Annotated in this window: 12 protein-coding genes; 5 read left to right on the top strand and 7 right to left on the bottom strand. The window is 72.0% G+C overall.

Translation table 11 applies throughout. The annotated features are described in order from the left end of the window. Positions 1–133 precede the first annotated feature (133 nt). Entirely contained in the window at positions 134–595 is a 462-nt protein-coding gene (locus V5O40_RS10835; RefSeq protein ID WP_269739446.1) for a PRC-barrel domain-containing protein, read from the top strand. Between the two features lie 60 nt (positions 596–655). Then, positions 656–1,396, top strand: a complete 741-nt coding sequence (locus V5O40_RS10830) for a tyrosine-protein phosphatase (protein ID WP_332905318.1) — start codon at positions 656–658, stop codon at positions 1,394–1,396. A gap of 107 nt (positions 1,397–1,503) precedes the next feature. On the opposite strand, the gene V5O40_RS10825 is transcribed toward V5O40_RS10830, so the two are convergent. Together V5O40_RS10825 and V5O40_RS10820 are read right to left on the bottom strand one after the other, a co-directional pair. Next, positions 1,504–2,604, bottom strand: coding sequence for a branched-chain amino acid aminotransferase (locus tag V5O40_RS10825; protein ID WP_332905317.1), 1,101 nt, complete (start codon positions 2,602–2,604; stop codon positions 1,504–1,506). A 196-nt stretch (positions 2,605–2,800) separates the two neighbouring features. Further along, positions 2,801–3,832: a 3-isopropylmalate dehydrogenase gene (locus tag V5O40_RS10820; RefSeq protein ID WP_332905316.1), complete on the bottom strand. Its 1,032-nt coding sequence runs from the start codon at positions 3,830–3,832 to the stop codon at positions 2,801–2,803. A 222-nt stretch (positions 3,833–4,054) separates the two neighbouring features. Between V5O40_RS10820 and V5O40_RS10815 the strand changes: the two genes are divergently transcribed. Together V5O40_RS10815 and V5O40_RS10810 are read left to right on the top strand one after the other, a co-directional pair. Further along, the gene (locus V5O40_RS10815; RefSeq protein WP_332905377.1) at positions 4,055–4,900 is read left to right on the top strand and encodes an FAD:protein FMN transferase; all 846 of its coding nucleotides are present in this window, start codon (positions 4,055–4,057) and stop codon (positions 4,898–4,900) included. Positions 4,901–5,231: 331 nt separating this feature from the next. Then, positions 5,232–5,591 carry a hypothetical protein gene (locus tag V5O40_RS10810; RefSeq protein WP_216592606.1) on the top strand — a complete coding sequence of 120 codons (360 nt, stop codon included), beginning with the start codon at positions 5,232–5,234 and terminating at the stop codon, positions 5,589–5,591. Between the two features lie 132 nt (positions 5,592–5,723). On the opposite strand, the gene serA is transcribed toward V5O40_RS10810, so the two are convergent. The 5 genes from serA to V5O40_RS10785 form a co-directional block, all read right to left on the bottom strand. Continuing rightward, on the bottom strand, positions 5,724–7,322 hold the full coding sequence (gene serA, locus V5O40_RS10805) for a phosphoglycerate dehydrogenase (protein WP_332905315.1): 1,599 nt from the start codon (positions 7,320–7,322) through the stop codon (positions 5,724–5,726). Positions 7,323–7,594: 272 nt separating this feature from the next. Then, the gene (ilvC, locus tag V5O40_RS10800) at positions 7,595–8,608 is read right to left on the bottom strand and encodes a ketol-acid reductoisomerase (protein ID WP_332905314.1); all 1,014 of its coding nucleotides are present in this window, start codon (positions 8,606–8,608) and stop codon (positions 7,595–7,597) included. Between the two features lie 83 nt (positions 8,609–8,691). Next, positions 8,692–9,207 (bottom strand): acetolactate synthase small subunit, encoded by a 516-nt coding sequence (gene ilvN / locus V5O40_RS10795; RefSeq protein WP_269739452.1) that lies wholly within the window; start codon positions 9,205–9,207, stop codon positions 8,692–8,694. Further along, on the bottom strand, positions 9,207–11,078 hold the full coding sequence (locus V5O40_RS10790; RefSeq protein ID WP_332905313.1) for an acetolactate synthase large subunit: 1,872 nt from the start codon (positions 11,076–11,078) through the stop codon (positions 9,207–9,209). The genes ilvN and V5O40_RS10790 overlap by 1 nt, the downstream gene beginning before the upstream one ends. Before the next feature lie 185 nt (positions 11,079–11,263). Further along, a complete protein-coding gene (locus V5O40_RS10785) occupies positions 11,264–13,675 on the bottom strand; it encodes a putative bifunctional diguanylate cyclase/phosphodiesterase (protein WP_332905312.1) in 2,412 nt (803 codons plus the stop codon). Between the two features lie 110 nt (positions 13,676–13,785). Between V5O40_RS10785 and ilvD the strand changes: the two genes are divergently transcribed. Continuing rightward, positions 13,786–15,633: a dihydroxy-acid dehydratase gene (gene ilvD / locus V5O40_RS10780; RefSeq protein WP_332905311.1), complete on the top strand. Its 1,848-nt coding sequence runs from the start codon at positions 13,786–13,788 to the stop codon at positions 15,631–15,633. The last annotated feature ends 74 nt before the right edge of the window (positions 15,634–15,707 follow it).

Raw genomic sequence — 15,707 nt, 5'->3', positions numbered from 1 at the left:
CGGGACAACGGGTGGTGGCTGTGCCGGATGGTTTTCCTGGTGTAGAGCGCTCGTGCCCGGGTAGGAGTTTTCGGGACAACGAAACACGTTCCTCCGAGACGGTCCGGACCAAGGACCGGGGCAGGAGAATCCCATGGACAGGCTCGACCCCAACACCACGCACACCACGCCCGACCCGGAGCTGCGTGCCGTCGACCAGAGCGTCGTCGCGGGCGGCCCGCCCGCCGGCGCCTTCGACCCCTGGAGCTACCGGGACGAGGCCGGGGTGGCCGGCGCGAACCTGGTCGGCTACAAGGTGGAGGCCAGCGACGGTTCGATCGGCAAGATCGACAGTGACAGCACCGAGGTCAACGCCAGCTACCTGGTCGTGGACACCGGACCGTGGATCTTCGGCAAGAAGGTGATGCTCCCGGCCGGCACGGTGAACCACGTCGACCACGAGGAGCAGAAGGTCTTCGTCGACCGCACCAAGGACCAGATCAAGGCCGCGCCGGAGTACGACGAGACGGCCACCGACCCGGCCTACCGGGACAAGCTCGGCGGCTACTACAACGACACGTACAGCGCCATGCCGCCCGGTGGCCCGCTGCGGTAGGGGCACCAGTCAACGTGACGGCCGGTGGGACGCTGTTCCACCGGCCGTTACCGTGTCCGGATGGACGCCACTGAGCAGACTCGCAGGATTCCCTTCACCAGGATGTTCAACTTCCGGGACGTGGGCGGCTACCGCGGCCTGGACGGACGGACCGTCCGTACCGGAAGGCTCTACCGCTCCGACTCGCTGCACGGGATGGACGAGTCCGACCGGGAAGCGTTCGCCGCGCTCGGCGTCCGGACCGTGGTCGACCTGCGCCGACCGCAGGAGGTCGAGCGGTACGGCCGGGTTCCCGACTTCGACGGCCTCACCTACCGGCACATCCACCCGGAGCACGCGCACTGGGAGGAGCGGCCGTACCAGCCCGACACCGATCTGGCCCGCTACCTCGCCGACCGGTACGCCGATCTGGCCCGCACCGGCACCGCCGGTCTCGCCGAGGCGATCGGCCTGATCGCCGACAGCGCGAACGCGCCGGTGGTGGTGCACTGCGTCGCGGGCAAGGATCGCACCGGCATCGTCTGCGGCCTGACCCTCGCGGTGCTCGGCGTCGAGGACGCCGAGATCGCGGCGGACTACGCGCTGAGCACCGAGGCGTCGCAGCGCTTCGCCGCCTGGGTGGCCACCGCGCATCCCGAGGTGCCCGAGCTGCCCATGCCGTACCTGTCCTCGCCGGCCGAGACGATGTTGCTCTTTCTGGCCGAGATCCGGGAGGGGCACGGCTCGGTCGACGACTACCTGCGGCACGCCGGGGTCACCGACGAGCAGCTCGCCGCCCTGCGTGACCACCTGCTGACCTAGGCCGGGTTGCCCGACACCGTGCCTCCGCGAGCTTCAAGAGCACGGCCCTGGACAGTGCGGGGGCCCCGCGCCACGCTCGGCGTGACGACGGGGCCCCGACGAACCGCTCAGAACACGCGGTGGACCCAGTTGTGCGGGTCCTCGGCCTTGCCCCGCTGGAGGTCCACCAGCTGTTGGCGTAGCGCCATGGTGACGGTGCCCGGCTCGCCGCCGGCGACGGTGAACTCCCCGTCCGGGAAGCGCACCTGCCCGATCGGGGTGATCACCGCAGCGGTGCCGCAGGCGAAGACCTCGCGGAGTCGGCCGCTGGCGGCGTCCGCCCGCCAGTCGTCGAAGGTCACCGGCCGCTCCTCGACCCGGTGACCGGCCGCCGAGGCCAGGGTGAGCACCGACTCGCGGGTGATGCCGGGCAGGATCGTGCCGGTGAGCGGCGGCGTGGCGATCGACCCGTCGTCGTAGACGAAGAAGACGTTCATGCCGCCCAGCTCGTCGACGAATCGACGCTCCACGGCGTCGAGGAAGACCACCTGGTCGCAGCCGTGTTCGAGGGCCTCGGCCTGGGCGGCCAGCGAGGCGGCGTAGTTGCCGCCGCACTTGGCCGCGCCGGTGCCGCCGGGCGCGGCGCGGGTGTAGTCGGGCGAGACCCAGACCGTCACCGGCTTGACGCCGCCGGAGAAGTACGCCCCGACGGGCGAGGCGATCACCGCGTAGAGGTACTCGTTGGCCGGGCGGACGCCGAGGAAGACCTCGCTGGCGAACATGAACGGCCGCAGGTAGAGGCTGCCGCCGTCGTCGCCGTCGGGAATCCACTCCCGGTCGATCTCGATCAGCCGGTGCAGCGAGTCCACGAACGTCTGCTCCGGCAACGCCGGCATGGCCATCCGGGCGGCGGAGGTGTTGAACCGGGCCGCGTTGGCGTACGGGCGGAACATCGTCACTCCACCGTCGGCCGCCCGGTACGCCTTCATGCCCTCGAAGATCTCCTGCGCGTAGTGCAGCACCGCGCTGGCGGGATCCATCGGGATCGGTGCGCGGGCCTCGACCCGGGCGTCGTACCAGCCCTTGCCGTCGGCGTACCGGATGGTGACCATGTGGTCGGTGAACACCCGGCCGAACCCGGGGTTTGCCAGCAGCGCGGCCCGGTCGGTGGCGGATACCGGTGCGGGGTTCGGACGGATCTCGAAATCGATCTTGTCACCACCGCTCATCGCGCTGACCTCCCTGGGGACGACGGCATGCGCCGACCGCACGCCGGAAACATGGTTGTGCCAGAAACCTACCCCGAACGGTCGTTCAGCGGATAGGTCCACCGGTGGACAGGTGGCACACCACCGGCGAGTCGCCGCCGCCACCCTGGTGCCGCCGAAGCGGCGAGGTGGCCGTGGCCGGTGGGACGCGAACTGTTCAGCCGGCGGCCTGTGCCGCGATCCGGTCGCCCACCTCGGCGGTGCGTACGACCGCCTCGGGGCTGCGGGCGGCCAGTTCCGCGCTGACCGCGGCGGTGATCCGGGCAGCGGCGTCGGCGTGCCCGAGCTGATCGAGCAGCAGCGCCGCCGACAGTACGGCGGCGACCGGGTCGGCGACGCCACGGCCGGCGATGTCCGGGGCGGAGCCGTGCACCGGCTCGAACATCGACGGGTAAGCCCCGTCGGGGTTGATGCAGCCGCTGGCGGCCAGCCCGATGCCACCGGTCACGGCGGCGGCGATGTCGGTGAGGATGTCGCCGAAGAGGTTGTCGGTGACCACCACGTCGTACCGCTGTGGCTGGGTGACCAGGAACATCGCCGCGGCGTCGACGTGCTGGTACTCGGTGGCGATGTCGGGGTGCTCGGCGGCGACCGCCTCGAAGGTGCGCGACCACAGGGAGCCGGCGTGGGTGAGCACGTTCGTCTTGTGCACGAGCGTCACCTTGCGCCGCTCGCGCCGGGCCGCGCGGGCGAAGGCGTCCCGGATCACCCGCTCGACACCGTGCCGGGTGTTCAGGCTCTCCTCGGTGGCGATCTCGGCGGGGGTGCCCCGGTGCAGCGAGCCGCCGGCACCGGCGTACAGGCCCTCGGTGCCCTCCCGGACGACCACCAGGTCGACCTCGCCCGGCTTGACCGCCGCGAGCGGGCTCGTCACTCCCGGCCAGAGCCGCGACGGGCGCAGGTTGACGTACTGGTCGAAGGCGAAGCGCAGCTTCAGCAGCAGACCGCGCTCCAGCACGCCGGGCGGCACGGTCGGGTCGCCGACCGCGCCGAGCAGGATCGCGTCGTGTCCGGCCAGCTCGCCGAGCACCGAGTCGGGCAGCACCTCGCCGGTGCGGTGGTAACGTGCCGCACCGAGGTCGTACTCGGTCACCTCGACACCGGGCAGCACCGCGTCGACGACCTTGCGGGCCTCCGCGACCACCTCGGGGCCGATCCCGTCCCCGGCCACCACCGCGATCCGTGCCACGTCCGTCAGCTCCTTAGCTCGAATGGCTCGACGGTACGCCGCCGTCCCGTCCCCCGGTACGAGTGTTCCACCTTTCGGGAAATTGGTGACGCACAGCAGCTTCCCAGGCGGCATTCATGGCTCGGTCATCTCCGCTGTCTAGCGTGATCGTGAGCGTGACGGGCCGTGGGCCCGGGCGAGCGCCGCGACGGGGCGGCACGCGCCGAGGAGAGGGCGGACGCGATGTGGACCGACGAACAACCACGAACCCGCTGGGTCGATCCGGCGGTCTTCCGCCTCCGCCGGCCCGACCTGCGACTGGGTGCCCGGGAGGAACGGCCGGACCGCACCGACCTGGTGGCCGGGGACCGGATCGCCGTCCGGCACACCGTTCGCACCTCTACGGCCGCCTACACGCTGCTGCTGAACGCTCCCGAGTGGTTGGGTCGGCGCGGCACCGGCGCGGCACTGCGCGACGCGGTCGCCGAGCTGCGGGCGATCGACCTGACCTACGGCCCGAACCGCCCGGAGAGCCTGGTGTCCCGGCTGCGCCGGGGTGAGATCGGCCCCGAGTCGTACCCGCCGCTGCGCGACCTGGTGGACCGCTGCGCCGCGATGCGCGCGGCCACGGACGGCTGGTTCGACGCCTGGGCGGTGCCCGGCGGCTTCGACCCGGGTGGCCTGCTCGGCGGATGGGCGGTCGAGCGGGCCGCGGCCCGGTTGCGCGACGCCGGCATCCACGACTACGCCGTGCTCACCGGTGCCGACCTGGTGGTACGCGGCCAGGCCGGACACGGTGGCCCGTGGCGGATCGCGGTGCACCACCCCACCGACCGGAACCGGGCCCCGCTGCTGCTGGAGATGACGGCCGGTGCGGTCGGCACCTCCGGGGTGACCGGACGGCAGGGCCACGTGGTGGACCCGCACACCGGCGAGCCGGCCGGGCAGTTGGTCGCCGCCACCGTGGTCGGGCCCGACCTCGCGGTCGCCGACGCCTACGCCACCGCCCTGTACGCCGCCGGGCCGGCGGGGTTGGCCTGGTTCCGCCCCGGGTCGGACTACCGGGTGCTCTTCGCCGCCGAGCGCTGAACCGCGCGATCCCACCAGGGGCGAGGGGAAGCAGAGACAGCGATCGGCCTCCACGGTCGCGGCAACGACCGTGGAGGCCGGTCGGCGACGAGTGCGCGTGGCTCGCGCAATCGAGGGGTGCGGGCCGCTCGGCCGGGCGTCGACCTCGCCACCCGAAGACGGGCCGGCGCCACGTGCTCGGCAGGTGACCGCACCGGTACGTTATCGAATTGACGCGTTTCGCGGCAAGGGTTCCACAGGGGAGCATCTGCGCAAATGCCGGTACCCCAGGCGTTCGCCTGCGGCGGGGTCGTTTTCGACAAGGTGAACCGCAGATGGCACGCTGTCCGCCGTGAGTTTCGATCTGAGCGTGTGGGCCCTGGCGGACGGGGCGACGCCCGAGGACGTACGAGCGGCGGTGCAGCAGTGCCGTAGCGGCCGGCACCACCAGCGTCAGCCGGACCCACGATGCGTGGGCTTCTACCGGGCGATCACCGCCAGCTACCCCGACCAGCCGGCCGGCCCGAACACTCCCTGGGCGGTCGCACCGCTGCACAAGGCGGCCGACCACATCGAGCTGAACCTGGACCCCGCCTGCCCGGACCAGGTGCTGCTCGACATCGAGCGGCTGGCCGGCGAGCACCGGCTGATGCTGTTCGACGCCCAGGACGGTTCGGTCTACCCGCCGCCCGGGGTCCGGCTGCCCGGCTGACCGGCCCCGCCGGTGCCGGGTGACGGGCCCGACACGCGGGCGGACGCGATGCTCCGACCGATGCCGGCTCGGTGACCGGCGACGAGGGGCCCGGCCGATGGCCGGGCCCCGTCGTGGCGTGCCTGTGACGAGCTACTCGTCGCGCAGGTCGGCGGCGCTGGCCGAGGTCGCGCCGATCGAGTCCGCGACCGAGGTGAGCAGGTCGGCACCGAGCGCCTGGTCCACGGTGAGGGTCATCAGCGTCTCACCGCCGGCCTCCCGGCGAGCCACCTGCATCGCCGCGATGTTGATGCCGGCCTGGCCGAGCAGGGTGCCGACGGTGCCGACCACGCCCGGGCGGTCGGCGTAGCGGAGGAAGAGCAGGATGCCCTCGGCGCCGATCTCCACGTCGAAGCCGTCCACCTCGGTCAGCTTGATGACGTCGCGGGTGCCGGCCTGCGCGACGGTGCCGGAGACACTGACCGTACGACCGTCGGGCAGCGCACCACGTACGGTGACCAGAACCGGGTGGTCGACGGTCTCGGCCTGGGTGTTCAGCGACACCTCGACACCGCGCTGCGCGGCCAGGTGCGGAGCGTTGACGTAGGTCACCTGCTCCTCGACCACCGAGCTGAACAGGCCCTTGGTGGCGGCGAGCTTGAGCACCGACACGTCGTGGTCGACGATCTCACCGCGTACCTCGATGGTGACGCTGGCGGCGATCCCGCCGGCCACCGCGGTGAACGCGCGGCCGAGCTTCTCGGCGAGCGGCAGCAACGGCCGGACGTCCTCGGCGACCACGCCGCCGGCCTGCACGTTCACCGCGTCCGGCACGAACTCGCCCTGCAGGGCCAGCTTCACGCTCTTGGCGACCGCGAGACCGGCCTTGTCCTGCGCCTCGGCGGTGGAGGCCCCCAGGTGCGGAGTCGCCACCACGTTGTCGAAGGCGAACAGCGGCGAGGAGGTGCACGGCTCCTTGGCGTAGACGTCCACCCCGGCGCCGGCGACCCGACCCTCGGCGAGCGCGTCGGCGAGGGCCTGCTCGTCGATCAGCCCGCCCCGGGCGGCGTTGACGATGCGTACGCCCGGCTTGACGATGGACAGCTCCTTCTCCCCGATCAGGCCCACCGTCTCGGGGGTCTTCGGCAGGTGGATCGAGATGAAGTCGCTCTCCCGTAGCAACTCCTCCAGTCCGACCAGCCGTACGCCGAGCTGCGCGGCGCGAGCCGGCTGGATGTACGGGTCGTACGCGATGAGCCGGGTGCCGAAGGCGGCGATCCGGGAGGCGAAGAGCACGCCGATGCGACCGAGACCGACCACGCCGACGGTCTTGCCCTGCAACTCCACGCCGGTGTACTTCGAGCGCTTCCACTCCCCCGCCTTGAGCGCTGCGCTGGCGCTGGCGGTGTTGCGGGCGACCGCGAGCAGCAGCGCGACGGCCTGCTCGGCGGCGGAGACGATGTTGGAGGTGGGTGCGTTGACGACCATGACGCCCCGCGCGGTGGCGGCCGGCACCTCGACGTTGTCCAGGCCGACACCGGCCCGGGCCACGACCTTGAGTCGGGGGGCGGCGGCGATCGCCTCGGCGTCGATCTGGGTGGCGCTGCGGACGATGACGGCGTCGGCCTCGGAGAGCGCCGAGAGCAGGGCCGGGCGGTCGGTGCCGTCCACGTGCCGGACGTCGAAGTCGTGGGCGAGCACCTCGATGGCGGCGGGGGCGAGTTCTTCGGCGATCAGTACGACAGGAGTCATTGGTCCTCGTAGATGTCGTCAGAGCGGTCGGCCGGGGGCTGGGCGCTGCGCTGCGCCCGGCGCGCTCCCGGGCCATGGCCGTCAGGTGCCGCCTGGAGCACCTACCCGCGATCGTAGGGCGCGGGCCGCCCGACGCGCGCCGGAGTGTGGGGTGAGTGCCCTCACAAACCGGACGTGACGTGCGTGTTAACGATCGTTTGCCGGACGGAGACAGTACGGCACCCGACCCCGGCGTCGGGGAGAACGCCGGGGCCGGGTGCCGGGGAGAACGCTCAGGCGGTCTCGGTGATCGGCCGGTCCACCCAGCTCATCATGCCGCGCAGCTTCGCGCCGGTCTCCTCGATCGGGTGCGCCGCGCCCTCGCTGCGCCACTTGTTGTAGTTGGGCCGCCCGGCCTCGTCCTCGGCCACCCATTCGCGGGCGAACTCGCCGTTCTGGATCTCACCGAGGATCTTGCGCATCTCCTCCTTGACCCGGCCGTCGATGACCCGGGGCCCACGGGAGAGGTCGCCGTACTCGGCGGTGTCGGAGACGCTGTAGCGCATCCGGGCGATGCCGCCCTCGTACATCAGGTCCACGATCAGCTTCAGCTCGTGCAGGCACTCGAAGTAGGCCACCTCGGGGGCGTAGCCGGCCTCGGTGAGCACCTCGAAACCGGTCTGCACCAGCGCCGCCGCACCGCCGCAGAGCACCGCCTGCTCGCCGAAGAGGTCGGTCTCGGTCTCCTCGGTGAAGGTGGTCTTGATCGCGCCGGCCCGGGTGCCGCCGATGCCCTTGGCGTACGACAGGGCCAACGCGAACGCGTCGCCGCTACCGTCCTGCTCCACGGCGACCAGGCAGGGCACGCCCTTGCCGTCGACGTACTGCCGGCGGACCAGGTGCCCGGGGCCCTTCGGGGCGACCATCGCCACGTCGACCCCGGCCGGCGGCTTGATCAGCCCGTACCGGATGTTGAACCCGTGGCCGAAGAACAGCGCCTTGCCGGCGCTGAGGTTCGGCGCGATCGACTCGGCGTAGATGTGGCGCTGCGCGGTGTCCGGGGCGAGGATCATGATGACGTCGGCCTCGGCCGCCGCCTCGGCCGGGGTGAGCACCCGCAGCCCCTGCTCCTCGGCCTTCGGCCGGCTCTTGGAGCCCTCCGGCAGACCGATCACCACGTCGACACCGGAGTCGCGCAGCGACAGCGCGTGCGCGTGCCCCTGGCTGCCGTAACCGATCACGGCGACCTTCTTCGCCTGGATCAGGCCCAGGTCGGCGTCGTCGTCGTAGTACACCTCAACGCTCATGACTTCCCTTTCGTACGGCGGCCGCAACGGCCCGTCGTGGCTGGTGGCCGGCCCCGGTCACCCGGACCCGGGCCGTGGTGGGGTCAGGCGGCCCGCAGGGCCGGGCCGGCGGTGATCGCACGCGAGCCGCGCCCGATCGCCACCACACCCGACTGGACCATCTCCTTGATGCCGAAGGGCTCAAGGTCGCGCAGCAGCGCGTCGAGCTTGTCCGGGGTGCCGGTCGCCTCGACGGTGAGGGTGTCGGCGGCCACGTCCACCACCCGGGCGCGGAACAGGTTGACCGTCTCCAGGACCTGGCCCCGGGCGTTGCGGTCCGCGCGCACCTTGACCAGCAACAGTTCGCGGGCCACCGAGGTGCCCGGATCCAACTCGACGATCTTCAGTACGTTCACCAGCTTGTTCAGCTGCTTGGTGACCTGCTCCAGCGGCGAGGACTCCGCGTTGACCACGATGGTGATCCGCGAGACGTCCGGGTTCTCGGTCTCGCCGACCGCCAGACTGTCGATGTTGAAGCCGCGCCGGGAGAACAGGCCGGAGACCCGGGCGAGCACGCCGGGCTTGTTCTCCACCAGGACGGAGAGGGTGTGGATGGTCATTAGATGTCGTCCTCGTCGAAGGCCGGGCGAACGCCACGGGCGAACATGATCTCGTCGTTGCTGGTGCCGGCAGGGACCATCGGCCAGACCATGGCGTCCTTGCCGACCACGAAGTCGATCACCACCGGCGCGTCGTTGATGGACATGGCCATCTCGATGGTCCGGTCCACCTCCTCGGCGGTCTCGCAGCGCAGCCCGACGCAGCCGAGCGCCTCGGCCAGCTTGACGAAGTCCGGGATGCGGTGCTTGTGGGTGCCCAGCTCGGTGTTGGAGTAGCGCTCGTTGTAGAACAGCGTCTGCCACTGCCGGACCATGCCGAGGTTGCCGTTGTTGATGACCGCGATCTTGACGGGGATGCCCTCCAGGGCGCAGGTGGCCAGCTCCTGGTTGGTCATCTGGAAGCAACCGTCGCCGTCGATGGCCCAGACCACCGTGTCCGGTCGGCCCACCTTGGCGCCCATCGCCGCCGGCACCGCGTAACCCATGGTGCCGAGTCCGCCGGAGTTGAGCCAGGTCTGCGGCTTCTCGTACGAGATGAACTGGGAGGCCCACATCTGGTGCTGGCCGACGCCTGCGACGTAGATCGTGTCCGGTCCGGCGATCTCCCCCAGTCGCTTGATCACGTACTGCGGGGAGAGGGTGCCGTCGGACGGCTCCTCGTAGCCCAGCGGGTAGCGCTCGCGCAGGTCGTCGAGCTGCGTCCACCAGTCACCGAGGTCGGTGCCACGGCCCGCCGCGCGCTCGGCGGTGACCGCCGCCAGCAGCTCGTCGATGACGTGCCGGGCGTCGCCGACGATCGGCACGTCCGCGTGCCGGTTCTTGCCGATCTCCGCCGGGTCGATGTCGGCGTGCACCACCGTGGCGTCCGGCGCGAACGAGTCCAGCTTTCCGGTGACCCGGTCGTCGAACCGGGCGCCCAGCGCCACGATCAGGTCCGCCTTCTGCAGCCCGTAGACCGCGGCGACGGTGCCGTGCATGCCCGGCATGCCCAGGTGCTGCCGGTGCGAGTCGGGGAACGCGCCGAGCGCCATCAGCGTGGTGATCACCGGGATGCCGGTCAGCTCGGCCAACCGGCGCAGACCCTCGGTGGCACCGGCCTTGAGCACGCCGCCGCCGACGTAGAGCACCGGACGGCGGGCGGCGCTGATCAACCGGGCCGCCTCGCGGATCTGCTTGCCGTGCGGGTGCAGGGTGGGCCGGTAGCCGGGCAGGTCCAGGGTGGGCGGCCAGGCGAAGGTGGTCGACGCCTGGAGGACGTCCTTGGGGATGTCCACCAGGACCGGTCCGGGACGCCCGGTCGAGGCCAGGTGGAACGCCTCGGCCAGCACCCGGGGAATCTCGCCGGCGTCCTGCACCAGGAAGTTGTGCTTGGTGATCGGCAGGGTGATGCCCTGGATGTCCGCCTCCTGGAAGGCGTCCGTGCCGATCGACGGGCGGGCCACCTGACCGGTGATCGCCACCAGCGGCACCGAGTCCATGTAGGCGTCGGCGATCGGGGTGACCAGGTTCGTCGCGCCCGGACCGGAGGTGGCGATGCACACCCCAACCCGGCCGGTGGCCTGGGCGTAACCGGTGGCGGCATGACCGGCGCCCTGCTCGTGCCGGACCAGGATGTGCCGCACGGTCGAGTCGTAGAGCGGGTCGTACGCCGGCAGGATCGCGCCGCCCGGGATGCCGAAGACGACGTCTACGCCGAGTGCCTCCAGGGAGCGCACCAGCGAGCCGGCACCGGACACCTGGGCCGGGGCGGGACGGGCCGCCGGGACGGCCGGCGAGGCGGCGCGGGTGTGGTCGGCGTCACCCGGCGCCTCGGCGGCGGTGCGGGCGCGCCGGGCGGAGTGGGCGAGCGTCTCGGGCGTGGGTCTCGTCATGGCGGTTGGCCTTCGGCTGAAGTGGGTGGGGCTGCTCACACTGTGGAACCCGGACGGAGCCGGCGTTCGATTGGTTCGACGGCAAGAAAAAGGCCCACGTGCCAGATGCACGGGGCCAGCGCACTCTCAGTCAGGGAGAGTGCGCTCAGGTAAGTACTCGCAGCGACCGGTACGACGACATGGGCTCAAGACTGACGCATCTCATGCGATGAGTCAACTGATCCCACATTCTGGTTCACGGACCTCGGCGCGTCGCCACTCGGCGCGCCGATCGGACCGGGCATGACCTGCCCGGAAACGCCTTCCCCCCGCCGCTGGACGGGCGGCCCGACGGGTCGCGGAACCGTACTGCCCGCAGCCGCCGGACGGGCCGGGCGGGCACCCGGCGACGTCGCCGCGTCCAGCATCGCCTCCAGGTGCTCCGCCGGTACGCCCCAGCCGAACAACGCACCCTGGCCGAACCGGCAACCGGCGGCCACCACGGCGGCCAGCTCCGTGGGAGTGGTCACCCCCTCGGCGATCACCTCCAGGCCGAACTGGTGGCCCAACCGCATCACGATGTCGACCATCGGGGCGAAGGCCGGACCGTCGCGCCCTTCCGGCTGGACCGGCTCGTGCTCCGCCACCAGGCCGTGATCGATCTTGAGAATGTCGATCGGTAGCCGGCGGAGCTGGTTGAGCGAGGAGTAGCCGGCGCCGAAGTCGTCGAGGGCGATCCGCACACCGGTCAGCCGCAGCGCGGTCAGCCGCCGGATCAGCTCGTCGAGGTCGGTGGCGACCGCGTGCTCGGTGACCTCCAGCACCAGCCGCTGCGGCGGCACGTGATGGGCGCGCAGCGCCTCGGCGACCTGCACCACGTACTCGGGGGCGTGCAGCTCGCGCGGGGAGACGTTCACCGACACCCAGACGTCGTGGCCCTCGGCCAGCCAGCGGGACAGCTGGTAGCAGGCCTGGTGCAGCACCCAGGCACCGAGCTTGGCGATCATCCCGCTCTCCTCGGCGAGCGGGATGAACTCGTCCGGTCGCACGTTGCCCAGCTCCGGGTGACGCCACCGCAGCAGCGCCTCCGCGCCGACCGGGCGTACCGACGGCAGGGAGGCCACCGGCTGGAACACCAGCCGCAGCTCGTCCCGCTCGATCGCGCCGCGCAGCTCGTGCTCGAGCGAGGTGCGTCGGCGCAGCAGCCGGTCGTACGCGCCGTCGTAGCGCTCGATCCGGTTCTTGCCGCGTTGCTTGGCGTAGCGCAGCGCCAGATCCGCGTGCCGCAGCAGCAGCTCGACGTCGGGTTCGTCGGCCCAACCCGCCAGGCCGATGCTGACCGACAGGAAGACGGGCGCCTCGGGCTGCTCGTAGGCGCCGCCGAGCACCCGCAACAGCCGCTCCGCGACCACCCCCGCGCCCGCCGGGCCACCGTGCATGAGCACCGCGAACTCGTCACCACCGAGCCGGGCGGCCAGATCACCGGGTCGCAGGTTGCCCCGCAACCGCCGGCCCACCTCGGCGAGCACGGCGTCGCCGACGTCGTGCCCCCGCATGTCGTTGACGTTCTTGAAGCCGTCCAGGTCCAACCCGAGCAGCACGCACGGCACCCGTTCCTCGGCGCAGCGGTGCAGGGCCCGCAGCAGGCCGCGACGGTTCGCCAGCCCGGTGAGCGCGTCGGTGTGCGCGAGCTGCCGGAAGTGCGCCTCCCGGTCGGCCAGCCGGCGGGCGTAGGCCCGCACGTCGTGCAGGGTGAGGTACTGCCGGGCGACCAGGGCGAACCCCTCGACGCTGCCGGCCGCGATGGCCAACCCGTCGAACCGGCCGTCCTGGAGGAGGTGGTACATCGCCGAGGCGGCCATGGCGCCCATCGGCACGAAGGCGTACTCGCCGTCGCGACGGATCACGTCGATGGCGAGGTGGCCCGGCGGATCGATCCGGTACGCCGCCACCGCCGCGACCAACAGCCCGACGGCCAGGATCACCGCGCCGGTCAGCGCCAGACCCGGCCCGGCCTGACAGAGCCCGGCCGCGACACCCAACCCACCGACCGACGCGGCGGTGATCCCGGTGCCGAGCACGGCCAGGCAACGTCGGGGCGCGGGTGCCCGGAGCACCATGATCGCGGACAGGCCGGCGCTCAACGCCGCGCTGACCGAGGCGAGCAGGATCGACGGGCAGGCCGTCGGCGTCGCGTCGCCGAGCAGCCGGGTCGGCTCGGAGAACAGCACCCAGCCGACGAACCACAGCGCGGCTCCCACGATCACGCCGTCCAGCGCGAGCCGGGCCGCCGAGGGCACCGACCCGGTCACCCCGGGCAGCCGGAGCAGACCGAAACAGAACAGCAGGCCACCGGTGGCCGTGCCGAGCGCCACCAGCGTGGCCCACGTGCTGCGATGCTGCTGCTCGTGCGCCCAGTGCTGGCTCGCGGTCACCGCGACAGCCGCACCCACCAGCACGGTCACCGCCGCGAACGCGCCGCCGGCGGCCAGCACCGCGTACGCCGGACGATGCGGCGCGGCCCGGCGTCGGACGGCGGCGGCGAGCAGCACGCCGGCCGTGAGGGCGATGAGCGCGCTCAGCACCGCAGCGCCGATCATGGCCGGGGGTGTGTGCACGCCCTCAACTCTGCCGGATCGACGCTCGCTGTGGGGATCGGGTGTGCATCTGTTGGGACACGGCGCGACGCCCGTGTCCGGACCGGCTGACCGGTGTCAGACTGGTACGCATGCCTGAGCTGCGGTCGAAGACCTCCACGCACGGTCGGACGATGGCCGGCGCCCGGGCCCTCTGGCGGGCCACCGGGATGACCGACGACGATTTCGGCAAGCCGATCGTCGCCATCGCGAACAGTTTCACCCAGTTCGTGCCGGGCCACGTACACCTCAAGGACCTCGGCGGCCTGGTCGCCGACGCGGTGGCCGAGGCCGGCGGGGTGGGTCGGGAGTTCAACACCATCGCGGTCGACGACGGCATCGCCATGGGCCACGGCGGCATGCTCTACTCCCTGCCCAGCCGGGAGCTGATCGCCGACGCGGTGGAGTACATGGTCAACGCGCACTGCGCGGACGCCCTGGTCTGCATCTCCAACTGCGACAAGATCACTCCCGGGATGCTGCTGGCCGCGCTCCGGCTGAACATCCCCACCGTGTTCGTCTCCGGCGGCCCGATGGAGGCCGGCAAGACGGTGGCGATCGAGGGGATCGTGCACAGCAAGATCGACCTGATCGACGCGATGATCGCGTCCTCCAACGAGGCCGTGACCGACGAGCAGCTCGGCGCGATCGAGCGGTCCGCCTGCCCCACCTGCGGCTCCTGCTCCGGCATGTTCACCGCCAACTCGATGAACTGCCTCACCGAGGCGATCGGGCTGGCCCTGCCGGGCAACGGCTCGACGCTGGCCACCCACGCCGCGCGCCGGTCGCTGTTCGTCGAGGCCGGCCGCACCGCCGTGGAGATCGCCAAGCGGTGGTACGACGGCGACGACGCCTCGGTGCTGCCCCGCGCGGTTGCCTCCCGGGCCGCGTTCGAGAACGCCGTCGCCCTGGACGTGGCGATGGGCGGGTCGACGAACACGATCCTGCACCTGCTGGCCGCCGCCCGCGAGGCCGAGCTGGACTTCTCCGTGGCCGACATCGACGCCATCTCCCGCCGGGTGCCGTGCCTGGCCAAGGTCGCTCCGAACTCGCCGCAGTACCACATGGAGGACGTGCACCGCGCCGGCGGCATCCCGGCCATCCTCGGCGAACTCGACCGCGCCGGCCTGTTGCGCCGGGACGTGCACGCGGTGCACTCCCGCACCCTGGAGGGCTGGTTGGCCGACTGGGACGTGCGCGGCGGCACCGCCCGGCCCGAGGCGGTCGAGTTGTTCCACGCCGCACCGGGCGGGGTGCGCACCACCGAGCCGTTCTCCACCACCAACCGCTGGTCGTCGCTGGACACCGACGCCGCCGGCGGCTGCATCCGGGACCGTGAGCACGCGTACTCCGCCGACGGCGGGCTGGCCATCCTGTACGGAAACCTCGCGCCGGAGGGCTGTGTGGTGAAGACCGCCGGGGTGCCCGAGGAGTGCCTCACCTTCCGCGGCCCGGCGAAGGTCTACGAGTCGCAGGACGACGCGGTGACCGCCATCCTGGCCAAGGAGATCGTCGCCGGGGACGTGGTGGTGATCCGCTACGAGGGGCCGAAGGGTGGTCCCGGCATGCAGGAGATGCTCTACCCCACCTCGTTCCTCAAGGGACGGGGCCTGGGCCGGGCCTGCGCGCTGCTGACCGACGGCCGGTTCTCCGGCGGCACCTCCGGGCTCTCCATCGGGCACGCCTCCCCCGAGGCCGCCTACGGTGGGCTGATCGCGCTGGTCGAGCCGGGCGACGAGATCGTCATCGACATCCCGGCCCGGTCGATCGAGCTGAACGTGCCGGCCGACGTGCTGGACGCCCGCCGGGTCGCCCAGGAGAAGCGGGACCGCCCGTACACCCCGGTCGACCGGCAGCGCCCGGTGTCGGCGGCGCTGCGCGCGTACGCCTCGATGGCCACCTCGGCCAGCGACGGCGCCTACCGCCGCGTCCCCGAGTGAGACACCGATAGATCTTGGTGCGGGGCGGGCCGGCCGGGGGGGCGGACCCGCCGCACTGGCGCACCCGGGCGCGC

Source organism: Micromonospora palythoicola, from assembly GCF_036689795.1.
In the GTDB taxonomy this organism is placed as follows: Bacteria; Actinomycetota; Actinomycetes; order Mycobacteriales; family Micromonosporaceae; genus Micromonospora; species Micromonospora palythoicola.
This window is presented reverse-complemented; position numbering and strand designations above follow the sequence as displayed.

Coding starts and splice junctions, on each gene's coding strand:
- V5O40_RS10815 (WP_332905377.1), top strand. CDS start 4,055: ATGTGGACCGACGAACAACCACGAACCCGCTGGGTCGATCCGGCGGTC.
- V5O40_RS10830 (WP_332905318.1), top strand. CDS start 656: ATGGACGCCACTGAGCAGACTCGCAGGATTCCCTTCACCAGGATGTTC.
- V5O40_RS10825 (WP_332905317.1), bottom strand. CDS start 2,604: ATGAGCGGTGGTGACAAGATCGATTTCGAGATCCGTCCGAACCCCGCA.
- V5O40_RS10790 (WP_332905313.1), bottom strand. CDS start 11,078: ATGACGAGACCCACGCCCGAGACGCTCGCCCACTCCGCCCGGCGCGCC.
- V5O40_RS10835 (WP_269739446.1), top strand. CDS start 134: ATGGACAGGCTCGACCCCAACACCACGCACACCACGCCCGACCCGGAG.
- serA (WP_332905315.1), bottom strand. CDS start 7,322: ATGACTCCTGTCGTACTGATCGCCGAAGAACTCGCCCCCGCCGCCATC.
- ilvN (WP_269739452.1), bottom strand. CDS start 9,207: ATGACCATCCACACCCTCTCCGTCCTGGTGGAGAACAAGCCCGGCGTG.
- ilvD (WP_332905311.1), top strand. CDS start 13,786: ATGCCTGAGCTGCGGTCGAAGACCTCCACGCACGGTCGGACGATGGCC.
- ilvC (WP_332905314.1), bottom strand. CDS start 8,608: ATGAGCGTTGAGGTGTACTACGACGACGACGCCGACCTGGGCCTGATC.